The sequence below is a fragment of the Chloroflexota bacterium genome (assembly GCA_016219275.1).
GTDB lineage: Bacteria > Chloroflexota > Anaerolineae > UBA4142 > UBA4142 > JACRBM01.
This window is the reverse complement of record JACRBM010000064.1, coordinates 44,454-57,647: the sequence shown is the minus strand read 5'-3', so window position 1 is coordinate 57,647 and position 13,194 is coordinate 44,454. Positions and strand designations below refer to the sequence as shown.

The following is a 13,194-nucleotide window of genomic DNA, read 5'->3' as shown; positions in this document are numbered from 1 at the left end:
GACGTTCGGGCGTGGTGTCAGGAAAAACTCGGCAAGTCGGTGCAAGCCCAACGACGCCAGCGGATAAAATTGTTAAAGATTGCGGAACAAAAACGGGATCAACTTCCCGCAACTACTTGAGCATTCGTTCATCAGCCCAGTAGTAGGGGTACGTGTCAGCGTTGCGGTTTTTGAGATGGTAGCCGTGCGGGACAATGCAGGGGTGTTCGTTGTCGTGAGCGTCCGGGTCAAGGTTGCAGTACTGGACGCGGTTGCCGCGCGAGTTGGCGTACGCGTTTGCGTCGCGGTAGGAAGCGCGGTGGGAATGCGGGTGGGGGTACGCGTTTGTGTCACGGCAGGAACAACGGTAAAGGTGCGCGTTTGCGTCGCCGTGGCGGCGGGCGGCGCTGTTCGAGAAGCGGTGGGGCTGAGCGTCGCGATGGGCGCGCTCGTGCGTGTCGCGGTTGCCGTCGCCGCGGCAAGTGGCACCGTCGTGCGCGTCGCGGTTAGTGTCGGAGTCAACGTCGCGGTTGCCGCAATCGGCGCAAGCGCGGCTGGCAGACCGAGCGAGTCCATATTCGGAGGAACAATACCTGGGTTGGTTTGCCCCACGTGGAGCCGTTCGCTTGCGGCGATGGCTTGCCCCACGTTGAGAAATGGGTTCGCCACGAGTGTGACGAGGAGAATGACGTGCAGCGCGCGTGTGAATTGCGTCAGATGATTGTGTTTCATGGATGTTCCCCCACCGAAAAAGTAAGCGATCGTGATTCAGTGCACCAAAAACGACAAACGCAAACAAGCAGACCACGATTGTGGTATGATGAATTGGATCAGGACCGGGAAACCGTAGGGATGGTTAGGTACAGAAACAGTCGAACAAACCGAGGAACCCTGGGTCTAGAATACGGCAATGCAACGCGCACCTTCACAACGAGCTGAATTTCGACGTGCTGAGCGTGCGGTAAATCTTTACTACAGGGTCAAACCGAGAAGAACTGGTGGAGCGAAAGAAAATGTGCTCGAACGAGCGCACATGTGGAAACTGGGTGCATTATATCATGAGGATTTGATTTTTGTGCCAACGAGTTTGGGCAAATTGAGCCGAGAAAGGATAAATTTTCTTTACTTTTATCGGCACGAAAAAACCGCCGCGCGCTACAGACAGTAGCGCGCGGCGGTTGTGTTTCGATATTCGGATATGCTCTCATCTGACTGTCGGTATCGAACAGGATTTGACAATCTTAACTACTTGCCTTAGGATGCGACTTGATGACACGCGATGATGTGGTTCAATTGCTCAAAAGGAAGGTCGAGAAAGCGGGTACGCAGGTAGCCATCGCTAGAGAATTCGGTGTGACCGAAGCATACATTAGCGATGTACTCCATGGCAAACGCTCTCCCGGTGAAAAGATCCTTGATGGACTTGGGTTGCGTCGCGTAGTCGGCTACGTGCGAAAAGAAGAGAAAAAATGAAAGCGAGGCGGGTGTGCTAGCACCCAACCTCGCCTACTGCTTAAGTGTCAAAGCCTCACTTCAAGCAGTTGCAGTACCATTTTACCAGGATTCCTTGGGGCTTGCTAGCCCCATTTTGTTTTATTCAAAGTAAGGGATGCGCTCGCCAGCCGGCAAGCAAGTCGAGCGCATCCCTCACAATGCACAATCAGTCACCAACTATGATCTGCCAGGTTATGGTTGGGTCGGCGTTGGTTTCTGATTGCCTGCACGAACGCTCTTTAACAACCGAAACGTCCGTGTAAGCGTCCCAGGGGGACGCTTGTGAGCCGCCAGGGATTTGAACCCTGAACCTAATGATTAAGAGTCATTTGCTCTGCCAGTTGAGCTAGCGGCCCGCGTGCGGCGCAGATAATAACACAACTGCTATTTCTTGGCAAATTTTATTCCGCTTGTTTCGTCTTTCCTTCATTTTGTGGTATACTCTTGCCAGGAGGCGCACGATGAAAATCACGCGCGCACAGATGACGCTTATCATTCTCGCGTTGTGTATTCTTTTGATTCTGTTGGGGCGATTTGTATTTTTCGTTTCGCCGTAACCGTAGTGAGAATGGAGTGAAGCATGTCGCTAATGGGAGTTCATTCCGTTGACCTGATCCTCATTGTGCTCTGTATCACTGGGTTGGTCTTGGGGTTCACGCAAGGATTGCTCCGGCAAGTGATTGCGCTGGGCACGCTCTACGTTGCCGCGGTAATCGGGATGCAATACTTTGGCGTGGTCACCGGGTGGTTGCTCGCGGTGTTTCGTTCCGGGGTGACGAATCGCTTTTTGAACGGCGTCGCGTTCTTGCTGATCGTCTTTATCGTCGCGACCGTGCTCAACATCATGGCGTACGACGTGTACCGCTCGACGCGCTTGCGCGTGTTTCCCTTGCTCGATTACTTTGGCGGCAGTGTGCTCGGTTTGGCGACGATGGTTATTCTCATCAGTCTCTTGTTGCCGGTCATCACGTTCACGCTCGCCGAGCCGATGCCGTACAACGACCAGTGGCGCGTCTTGGCGCGCGACGAAATGCAGGTCGCGCAACTGATCCCATTTTTCGCAAGTCTCAAACCCGCGGTGCTCAGCGCGCTCAGTCCGTGGCTGCCCGGTGGCATCCCCGCGTTACTCGCGCAATAACCGAACCGGTGTAAAGTTATACTTTTACCGACAAGTATCACACGCAACACACCTTGTGTTGCGTGTTCTGTGTCAAACGAATGAACTCACGTTATTTACGCGCTCTCGAACTCGACAAAATTCTCGCGCGCCTTGCCGCGCACACCGCGTTTGCCGCGAGCGAACAACTCGCGCGCGCGCTCGCCCCGCTCACCGACCCGGACGAACTGGCGCGGCGGCAAGGCGAAACGACCGAAGCCGTCGCACTCCTCGATCAACATCCCGAAACGAGCGTCGGCGGCGCGCGCGATGTGCGACCGCTCGCGCGCGCCGCACGCATCGGCGCGATCCTCGCCCCGACCGATCTGCTCGAAGTACGGCAAACGCTCATCGCCGCGCGCACCTTGCGCCGTTCGCTTGGACGCTTTGGCGAACTGTACCCGCGCCTTGCCGCGCGCGCCGCGTTGCTCGAAGAATTACCGACCGTCGTGGACGCGATCGGGCGCGCGGTGAATGATCGCGGCGAGATCGTGAACAGCGCATCGCCCGCGCTCGCGCGCATTCGCGGCGAACTCAACGTCGTGCGCGGACGACTGATGGACAAATTGCAGCGTCTCATCGCGTCCGCCGCGAACGCAAAATACATCCAGGAAGCGATCATCACCGAGCGCGATGGACGTTATGTGATTCCGATTCGCGCTGAATCCAAGGGGCGCATTCCTGGGATCACGCACGACACAAGCGCGAGCGGCGCGACCTTGTTCATCGAGCCGCTCTCGACCGTCGAGATGGGCAACCGCGTGCGCGAACTTGAACGCGAAGAGACGCGCGAGATCGAACGCATTCTGCGCGAGCTGACCGACCTCATCGCCGCGCACGCTGATGCACTCGACGCGACCGTCGCGACGCTCGCCGAACTCGACCTCGCGTTCGCCAAAGCCAAGTACTCAGTCGAGATTCGCGGAGTCGAGCCGCAATTGGAAGTTGGAAATTGGACGTTCGACGTTGGAGATTGGAAATTGGAAGGTGCAACGCGCTCCAATCCCCAACCGCCAATTTCCAACTTCCAACCTCTAACCTCCAACCTCCATTTGCTTGCCGCGCGTCATCCCTTGCTCGACCCAACCCAGGTCGTGCCGGTATCGCTCGAACTCGGCGGCGCGTTTTCGATTCTGGTCATCACCGGACCGAACACTGGCGGCAAGACCGTTACACTCAAGACGATTGGTTTGCTCGCGTTGATGGCGCAGTGCGGCTTGCACATTCCGGCAAACCCAGGGTCGCGCTTGCCGATTTTTTCCGGCATCTTTGCCGACATCGGCGACGAGCAATCCATCGAGCAATCGCTCTCGACGTTTTCCGGTCATCTCAAAAACATCATCGAAATTTTGCGCGATGCGGATGCGCACTCGCTCGTCCTGCTCGACGAACTGGGCGCAGGTACCGATCCGGTCGAAGGGTCGGCGCTCGCGCGCGCGATACTCGATGACTTGCTTGCGCGGCGCGTGCCGGCGCTCGTCGCCACACACTACGCCGAGTTGAAAGCGTTCGCGCAAACGACGCCCGGCGTGCAGAACGCGTCGGTCGAGTTCGACGTCGAAACGCTTTCGCCGACGTACCATTTGGTGATGGGCTTGCCCGGCAAATCGAACGCGTTTGCGATTGCGACGCGGCTCGGGTTGGATCGCGCGATCATCGCGCGCGCGCAAGAATCGCTGTCGGGTGCGGATGTCGAACTCGAAAAAATGCTCGCGGAAATCAAACGCGCGCGGCAGGATGCGATCTCGGCGCAGGCGCACGCGGAGATCGCGCAACGCGACGCGGAACAACGCGCCGCCGAAGCACGTCGCCTTTCATTCGAAACCGAGCAAGCCCGCGCTAAAATTCTGGATCGCGCGCACGCGGAGGCGCAAGCCGAAATCGCGCTCGCGCGCGAAGAACTGAATCGGCTGCGGCAAGAGTGGCGCGCAGTTTCAGTGGCGCGCGATTTTGTCGCTGGTGAGCAAGCCAAACTGGAAAACCTCGCGAAAGAATTACCGACGACCGAACCTCCTCCCTTGCCCTCCCCCTTCAAGGGGGAGGGTAGGGCGGGGGTCGGCGATCACGTGTGGGTCGCGCGCCTGCAGCAAGCCGGTCAGGTCATCGCACTCGATGCGAACGGGGCGGACGTGCAGGTCGGCAATTTTCGCGTGCGGCTCAAAGCGAATGAACTGGGCGACAAGGTTGCGCCGCCGATGAGCGCGTTTGTGCCGAAAACAAGTGAAGTGAAATTGCCGGAGGCGGAGAATCCCGGCGTCGAGATCAGTTTGCGCGGGATGCGCGCGGATGACGCGCTCGACACGCTCGAAAAATATCTAGACCGCGCGTATCTTGCCGGCTTGCCGTACGTGCGCATTGTGCACGGCAAAGGCACCGGCACGCTTCGCAAACTCGCACGCGATTTGTTGCGCGGGCATCCGCTCGTCGCGCAAATTCGCGAAGCCGAAGCGCACGAAGGCGGCGAAGGCGTGACGATTGCGAAATTGATTAGTCGGTAGGGAATTCTCGATTTCTGATTTCTGATTTTGGATTGACCATCTACTCAGAATCCAGGTTTCTCGCAGAAACCTGGATTTTTTTCCCGGCTCACACAACCTTTGCGAAGATATTGCACATACAATACCTTCGCCAATTTATTCCTTCATCCGCGAATCTCGCGAATCTTCGCTAATTTTGTTTTTTATTCGCGTGATTCGCGTGATTCGCGGATCAATTTATGATTTTGGCGAAGATATTGCACATAGGAAACGGGTTTTTGTTTCGCTATACCTTTTGGGTGATGGACACGCGGCAAGCGCCAGATTTATACTGCGCCCGAAAGGATTTTGGTTATGCTCAAACAAGACCTTGCGCTGTACGAAATTAGCACCGACTTGATCAAGGTCGCCGGCGATTTGTACGAGACCCTCCAAGCGATCTTTGGATACGTGATTCTGCACTTTGGCGTGCACGCGGTAGATTTCATTCTGTACGACACGCCGACGCGCACACTGCGCTTTGTTGCGGGGCGGGGTTTTTATACGCAAAACTTTGACCGCGCGCCGGCGCGCGTGACGGCGCTCGCCGGGCAGGTCGTGCGCGATGAACACACGGCGCTCATCCGCAATCTCAAAAATCTCATCGGTCAATTGAACGGGACCGAACTGGCGCGCGAAGGATTCGTGTCGTACATCGGCGTGCCGCTCGTCGTCAACGGACAACTCGAAGGCGTCATCGAGTTGTTTTGTCGCGCGGAATGGCAGATGGGCAACGAGGAATTGAAATTGCTCGAACGCGTCGTCGCGCAGAGCGGGCTGGCAGTGCATCGCGCGATGGAGATTCGCAAACTGCAATTCGAGAATCAGGAACTCGCGCACACGATTGACGCGACGATTACGGCGATGGTCAGCGCGCTCGAAATGCGCGAGCAAGAATCGGAAGGACATACCGCGCGCGTCGCCGAAATGACGGTACAATTCGCGCGCGCGCTCAATTTCCAAGAGGCGCATCTCGTCAACGTGCGGCGCGGCGCGCTGTTGCACGACATCGGCAAGATGGGCGTGCCCGAAAGTGTTTTGCTCAAACCCGAAGCGTTGACCGAAGACGAGTGGAATCAAATGCGTCAGCATCCGACGATTGGATACACGATGCTCGCGCCGATTGAACCATTGCGTCTCGCGCTCGCGATTCCGTACTGCCATCACGAAAAATGGGACGGCACCGGATATCCGCGCGGATTGAAAGGCGAAGAGATTCCGCTCGAAGCCCGGCTCTTTGCAGTCGTGGATGTGTGGGACGCGTTGCGTTCCGCGCGACCATACCGCCAATCATGGCCCGAGGAAAAAGTGATCGCGCACATTCTCGATCGCGGCGGCAGACAATTCGAGCAACGCCTCGCCGAGATGTTCGTCAAGCTGGTTCAAGCCGGCAATCTCCAACGCAAACGCGAGTCGGGCGAAGGCGAACTGACGCGTAACTATGCGACGCAAACAATCAGCACGTAATAGTTGCTCAACCTTGCGAAGGTTAGAAAGCGCGATTCTTGGTCAAAGAAATTCGTAACCTTCGCAAGGATTGGCTGAGCAGATACAATGTACCTAATGTGCAACATCCAAATTGTCATTTCGAGGAGCGGGTTTCGCGACGAGAAATCTCGCCAGGCGCGCACAAGAGATTTCTCGCTACGCTCGAAATGACAAACAGGTCGCACATTGCATACAATGTGTAACAAAAACTCCGAAGGAAAAGTCCTTCGGAGTTTCACTTTTTGTCGTATAGCCCGCGCCAATCGTTCAGCCGCACGCGCAACACATCGCGCAGATTGCGCCACGAATCCTTGATCGGATTCACCTTGGTCTCGGTGCCGTAGCGCCACTCGACCGGCACCTCTTTGATCTTGACGCCGGCTTTTGCGCCGATGAACAACACTTCGACGTCAAAGCCGGTGACCATACTCCCCGTGATGCGTTTGGCGTCGTCGCCGTACAATTGCATTCGACCAAACACGTCGCGCGCGACGTCATCGCGAAACGCCTTAAAGCCGCACTGGGTGTCTTGAATTCCGCGCACGGTCAGCGCGCGCACGATAAAGTTGAACACGCGCCCCATCCAATGCCGATAGAACGGCTCCTTGATGCGTTTCGCGCCCGTCCCCTCGCGCGAGCCGATGACAATGCCGTAGCCACGTTCGAACCAGGGCAAGAGATTCGCGATTTCTTCGATGGGCGTGCTCAGGTCCGCATCGGAAAATAAAACGATGTGTCCACGCGCGGCGAGCATTCCCGTGCGAACGGTGTACCCTTTGCCGCGATGATCGTTGCGAATCACGCGCACATCGGGATGCGCCGCGCAGAACGACTCGGCAACCGACGCGGTCTGGTCCGCACTGCCGTCGTCAACGACGATCAACTCGCTCGTGTACGTTTGGCGCGTGAGATAGCTGGTAATTTGTTCGAGTGTTTGCGGCAAGCGTCGCTCTTCGTTGTACGCCGGCACGACGACAGACAAGAACGGACGCGGTGGTATGGTGCTAATGTCAAATCTCCAGAAACCGATTTATGATTTATGATTTTCGATTTATGATTTCAAGGGACGCGGTCGCGCAAATCCTAAATCATAAATCCGAAATCCTAAATCGCCCACTATTCTATCCGAAACAATCAAAAACACAAACGTCATTGTCCCAGCCGGAATTTTGCCAACACAAGGTGGTCGGCATTCGTGTTGACCACTGGCAAACGTTGCCCGGTACTCGCCGAGTACATGCCGACGATCAAGGTGTATTCGCCCGGCGCGAATTTTTCCGGCACGACCAGATTGAGTGTATCCGCAATCACTTCGCCTTTGAGCCAACTCGTCGTCGGCGCGTTGCCGGCATCCGGCTCGCTGTCGCGTTGCGCGACGATGTTGCCTTGCGCGTCGAGCAGATGCGCGAACTCTTTGTAGCGCGTTTCGATTTTGTCCGACGCTTGCCAGTAGAGTATGAGCGGAATCGTCGCATTGACTTGAAGCGGATTCTCCGGGAGATCGTATCCCAGCAATTGGATCCTGTCGCCGAGCGTCGCGCGCTTGGCAAACCATGGTGTCGGCAAATCGAAACGATGTGGGCGCGCGTGGATCATCACGCGCGCAACCACGAACGCGCGTCCGTCCACGCTCACGCGTACCGTCGCTTGACCACTTGCCGATTCCGCCTCCACGTTCAAACGCATCGCGTCGAGCCAGGTTTCGCCGGCGCGCCACGCGCGCGTCGTAAACGAATCATTCGCCGGACGATACATTCGCGTCGCGCGAATTTTGCCGGACGCGTCAACGATCTCGATAGTTGTCGTCACATCGCGCGTCGGCGTTTGGAGCGTGCGCCAGACGAGCGTCAACGGCAAGGCATCACCCGGCACGATGTCGCTTGCGCCGACTTTGGCTTCAATGAGCGCAAGATCGCCCCAGGACATATCGCGCAAAACCTGGGGCGCGTTGGCGAGCGGCGCGCCGCGTTGAATCGTCATCGCACCAATCAACGCCACTTGTCCGCGCGCGTTGTCCGGCGCAACGATGAATGCCGGCGCACCGGTTTGCGAATCGTACAGCATCACGCGCACGGCGTACTCGCCCGGCGGCATCCCGGCTGGAATCGCAATCGTGTGCCGATCCGCGACAACCTGGGATGCTTCCCAGGACGACGTGGCAAGCGTGCCATTCGCCGGTTGCTCGTCCGCTTGCGCCCAAATCACATTTTCGTCGCGCGCATCGGTCACGCGCACGCTCACCGTGAAATCGCGCGCTGGTTTTTGCGCGGCTTGCCAATCAAGCCGTACCGATGCGCGCGTGTCGTTCGATTCGATGCGCGCGCCGTTGAGCGTGATGCCGTTGTTGAAAACAATCGGCGTTGGCAACGCGACCGCCGGTTGCGGATCGGCGCGATATTGAATCACGCGCATCTGCCCGAACTGGGTCTCGGCGAGCGCGAACGCATTTTGCGCGAGCCAATCTTCGGCGGCGTGATGCGGGATCGCTTGGACGATTGCCCACACGTTGCGCGGTTGCGCGACGGCGTTCTGCAAATCGGTTTGCTTTTCCAAACTGCCATACGTCAATGGCGCACCCGTGTGGTGGCTGAGGAAATATCCTTCCTGCCAGTACGCGTGAAATAAAACCACATCGCCCGGCTGCGCGATCTTCTCAATCGCGCGAATCGCCGGGATGTAATCATCCACGACCGCGCTGTAGCGATTGTAGCGAAAATAGTACTGATTCAGCCCAAACGCCATTGCCGCGAGCATTGCCAGCGCGACTGGCACGGACAACCATCGCGTACGTTGTGCGAGCAAGCCGAACGCGCGCGCGACGAGCAACATCAACGGTACGAGCGCGAGCGCGAACAAGCGTCCGCGATACAGCGGCAAGAGGATGTAGAGCGGATACATCGCGAGCATCGGAATCGCGACGGACCACGCGAGCATTCCGTCCGCGAGTTTCGCGGTGCGCGTGAAAATCGCGATGCCGAGTCCGACCGCGATGACGAGTGCAAACAACGCGGCAGGCAACTGCGAACTAGCAAGTGGCGTCGTCGGGTCGAGAAGCAAGCCGGCAAAACCGCGTCCCAGGAATGTCGCGATGTCCATCGGGCGCGTATCGCCCGCGACGCCTTTCACATCTTCGAACGCGGATGATGAATGCAACGCGAGCCAGGGCAGGAACAACACGACGATGCTCACCGACGCGGCGAGCCAGCGCGCGACAAACCAAAAGTGCGATTTGAGCAGTGGCAACAGCGTCAGTCCTTGCGCGACGAAGAGGAATGCGGATTGGTATAGCGAGTACTGGGTCAGGAACATCGCGACCCAGAAGCCAAGCCAGAGTTGGAAATTGGAGGTTGGAGGTTGGAAGTTGGAAGTGTGTACTCGAACGAGTCGGACGAAAAACCAGAGGGCGAGCGCGGCGAGAAAGATGACGAGCGCGTACATTCGCACTTCTTGCGAATAGTGAATCGCGAACGGTGCAATCGCCATCAACGCGGACGCGAGCAAGCCAACGCGCGCATCAAACAATCGCTTGCCGAGCGCGAACGCGAGCGCGACAGTCGCGGTACCAAAGAACACGGAAAAAAATCGCACGGAGAATTCGGAATAGCCGCCGAGCGGAAGCCAGAAATGCAAGAGGTAATAGTACAGCGGCGGGTGCGGATCAACATCCTTGCCTTCAAACGTAATCGTATACAAACTGTGATTGGCGGAATAGACGCTGAATCCTTCATCGCCCCACATGAGCAATGAGCCGGCGTTCCACACGCGCAGCGCGAAGGCGAGGAGGAGAATGGCAAGGAGTAATCCATCCCTCCCTAGCCCTCCCCTTGCCAAGGGGAGGGTTGGGAGGGGTCGGGGATTGCTTCGTCGCCGCGTTGCGGCTCCTCGCAATGACAATTCGTTATTCTTATCCGCGTTCATCCGCATCTCAATTTGGTTTGTCGCAAATTACCAAGATATGTGGGTATGGGAGGATATCCCACAAATAGTGCACGCGCACCGGCGCAAAGCCAATGCCGCCAATTTCCTGTTGCCACACGCTTGCCGAACGATAAAAGAAATCGTCGCGCGGCGACATGAGCACGTCAAGCCAGTACGTGAACCACAACATCGCACGCGGCTGAGTGTCAATGTCCTTGAGCAAAAACCGTCCACCCGGTTCAAGCCGCACGAACAACTCGCGCAAGAGCGCGTCGCCGCTCGCGACGGGGATGTGATGGAACACGTCAAGCGAGTACGCACCGGCAATCGCGGCGTGTGGTCGCCACGCGCGCAAATCGCGATGCTCGTACGTCACATTCACGATGCCGAGTTTCTGCGCCGCCGCGCGCGCGATCTGTAAACGCGTCGGGTTCACATCCACGCCGACGATGTGCGCGTGCGGTTTGCGCGCGGCGATGTAGAGCGAGAACAAGCCGAATCCGCAACCCAGGTCGAGAATCGTGCCGTGATCGGGCAGGTACTGTTCGATCTCTTCGAGAAAGCGCAGGTGAATGATTTTGAAGCGAATGAACGCGTACGCACGAATGACGCCCGAGTACGCCGCGATGATGCGCGAGCGCAGATCGCGCGTGTCGTCGCGTTGGTCGGTTGTGTTTTCGATGACCGATAATTTCATTTGTCCACAGAAGACACGAAGGGACATGAATTTGTCTTTGTGATGTTAGCGCCCTTCGTGGAAAATTCACTTTATAAGCGCCGCTTCGATTTCCGCATCACTCACGCGCCGAATCACCTCGCCGCGCCGCGCGAGCCAGTGGCGCAAACCGAGCACGCCGGCGATTTGTCCGCGCAAGCGTGCGCGCGCCGCCGCGCCGCGAATGTTCAAAAGAGCATCCCTGGTAATTTGTAATTGGGCTTGTACGATTCGCGTCCAGTATTTTTTCCAAAGCGACGCCGGAAAATTTTTTGCGAGCACGAAAATAAAATTGCGTCCGACGTAGAAACTGCCGTACGCGCCGCCGCCGGTCGCGCTGATGTGATGGTAGACAATCGCGCGCGGCGCGTAGGCAATCGCATAGCCCGCCCAACGCGCGCGCCAATTCAGGTCCACATCTTCCAGATTCGCGACGAGTTCTTCATCGAATAATCCAATCTCCGCGAGCATCGTTTGACGGTATGCCGCCGCGCCGCCGCACGCGCCGAACACACCTCGCGCATCATCGTACTGTCCTTCATCCTTTTGCCATACGCCGCGATTGCCGGGGACGCCGTCCACGCGATAGAAATCGCCGGCGCTGTGAATGTGATTGCGTTGGTCGAACAATTTCAATTTGCACGCGACGATTCCCGCGCGCGGATTCGCGTCGAGCGCGCACGCGATTTCGGCGAGCCAGTTTGGATCGGCTTCGGTGTCGTTGTTGAGCAGAACAACGATGTCACCTCGTGCCGCGCGAATGCCGGCGTTGACCGCGTGCGCAAACCCGCGATTTTTTTCGAGCGCGATCACACGCACTTCGGGATAATCGTTTTTGATGAGCGCGCGCGAGCCATCGGTGGAAGCGTCGTCCACGACAATCGTTTCAAAATCGCGATACGTTTGATCGCGAAGTGCGTTCAAGCACGTGGGGAGAAAGCGCAGACCGTTCCAGTTCGGAATGACGACGGAGAACATTTCAGATTTCAGATTTCAGATTTATGATTTTAGGAAAGACAGCTGGCATATTGGCTCATTGGGATTTGAAGTAGTCTTCCAGCGCGTCTTGCCAGGGGCGCAGGCGAATGCCGAGCACATCGGCGGCAATCACGTTCGCGAGCGGCGCGTAGCGCGGCGGCGTGGATGCGCGGTGAAAATCCGCAAGGTGAATCGGTGTGAGCGGGATATGTCCCAGCCCGGCGAGTTTGAGAATTTGCGCGGTGAAATCGAAACGCGAGGCGATCCCCTCGTTCGTCAAATGGACAATGCCATAATGTCGCGTCTCGATCAATCCTTCAATCGCGCGCGCCAGGTCGGGCGCGTATGTCGGATTCGCGATTTCGTCGGTGACGACCGCGACTTGCCCTTTTTGTTTCGCGAGTTCCACCATCTTTTTCGGAAAGTTGTTGCCGCCCGGCGCGAACAACCACGCGATTCGCACGATGTAGAATTTTTGCAGGAGCATTTGCGCGAACTGTTCGCCGGCGAGTTTCGACGCGCCGTACGGATTGATCGCGCGCGGTTCGTCGAGTTCGAGGTACGGCGTACTCTTCGTACCGTCGAACACTTCGTTCGTGCTGATGTAGAGCATCGCCGCGTCCGCGCGTTGACACGCGAGCGCGACGTTCTGCGTGCCGAGCGCGTTCGCGCGGTACGCCGCGATTGGATCGCGCGCGCAGCCGTCCACGTCCGTCATCGCCGCCGCGTGAATGATCAAATCCGGTTTCAGCGCGGCAACGCGATCAATCTCGCTTGCCTGGGTAATATCGCACTCGGGCAAATCGAGCACGGTGATCGAATGTTTATCGCTCAGCACGCGCGTCAGTGTGCGTCCCAACTGTCCTAGCCCGCCGGTAATTACAATCTGCATGTGGATTGACCTCGCGTCAAGTGGGGTGATTATAATTTAGAACGCGGTTTTCTCCAAG

The 13,194-nt window shown here is 57.4% G+C and carries 10 protein-coding genes and 1 tRNA gene; 4 read left to right on the top strand and 7 right to left on the bottom strand.

All coding sequences use genetic code 11. The features are described from left to right. Positions 1–72: 72 nt before the first annotated feature. Complete coding sequence (locus HY868_18180) at positions 73–711, bottom strand: hypothetical protein (GenBank protein ID MBI5304069.1); 639 nt, start codon at positions 709–711, stop codon at positions 73–75. A 537-nt stretch (positions 712–1,248) separates the two neighbouring features. Between HY868_18180 and HY868_18175 the strand changes: the two genes are divergently transcribed. Further along, positions 1,249–1,452, top strand: a complete 204-nt coding sequence (locus HY868_18175; GenBank protein ID MBI5304068.1) for a transcriptional regulator — start codon at positions 1,249–1,251, stop codon at positions 1,450–1,452. Positions 1,453–1,756: 304 nt separating this feature from the next. Here HY868_18175 and HY868_18170 read toward each other — a convergent pair. Continuing rightward, a tRNA-Lys gene (locus HY868_18170) sits at positions 1,757–1,829 on the bottom strand. 224 nt (positions 1,830–2,053) lie between these two features. Between HY868_18170 and HY868_18165 the strand changes: the two genes are divergently transcribed. The 3 genes from HY868_18165 (at position 2,054) to HY868_18155 (ending at position 6,612) form a co-directional block, all read left to right on the top strand. After that, positions 2,054–2,611, top strand: a complete 558-nt coding sequence (locus tag HY868_18165) for a CvpA family protein (GenBank protein ID MBI5304067.1) — start codon at positions 2,054–2,056, stop codon at positions 2,609–2,611. Between the two features lie 80 nt (positions 2,612–2,691). Further along, positions 2,692–5,127: a Smr/MutS family protein gene (locus tag HY868_18160; GenBank protein ID MBI5304066.1), complete on the top strand. Its 2,436-nt coding sequence runs from the start codon at positions 2,692–2,694 to the stop codon at positions 5,125–5,127. A 333-nt stretch (positions 5,128–5,460) separates the two neighbouring features. Further along, positions 5,461–6,612 (top strand): HD domain-containing protein, encoded by a 1,152-nt coding sequence (locus HY868_18155; GenBank protein MBI5304065.1) that lies wholly within the window; start codon positions 5,461–5,463, stop codon positions 6,610–6,612. Positions 6,613–6,868: 256 nt separating this feature from the next. Here the strand turns inward: HY868_18155 and HY868_18150 are convergent, their stop codons facing one another. The 5 genes from HY868_18150 to rfbD form a co-directional block, all read right to left on the bottom strand. Continuing rightward, on the bottom strand, positions 6,869–7,633 hold the full coding sequence (locus tag HY868_18150) for a glycosyltransferase family 2 protein (GenBank protein ID MBI5304064.1): 765 nt from the start codon (positions 7,631–7,633) through the stop codon (positions 6,869–6,871). A 149-nt stretch (positions 7,634–7,782) separates the two neighbouring features. After that, positions 7,783–10,551, bottom strand: a complete 2,769-nt coding sequence (locus HY868_18145; GenBank protein ID MBI5304063.1) for a glycosyltransferase family 39 protein — start codon at positions 10,549–10,551, stop codon at positions 7,783–7,785. Positions 10,552–10,558: 7 nt separating this feature from the next. Next, positions 10,559–11,248, bottom strand: coding sequence for a class I SAM-dependent methyltransferase (locus tag HY868_18140; protein ID MBI5304062.1), 690 nt, complete (start codon positions 11,246–11,248; stop codon positions 10,559–10,561). A gap of 66 nt (positions 11,249–11,314) precedes the next feature. After that, positions 11,315–12,244, bottom strand: a complete 930-nt coding sequence (locus tag HY868_18135; protein ID MBI5304061.1) for a glycosyltransferase family 2 protein — start codon at positions 12,242–12,244, stop codon at positions 11,315–11,317. A gap of 55 nt (positions 12,245–12,299) precedes the next feature. Then, positions 12,300–13,136: a dTDP-4-dehydrorhamnose reductase gene (rfbD, locus tag HY868_18130; GenBank protein MBI5304060.1), complete on the bottom strand. Its 837-nt coding sequence runs from the start codon at positions 13,134–13,136 to the stop codon at positions 12,300–12,302. Positions 13,137–13,194: the final 58 nt, after the last annotated feature.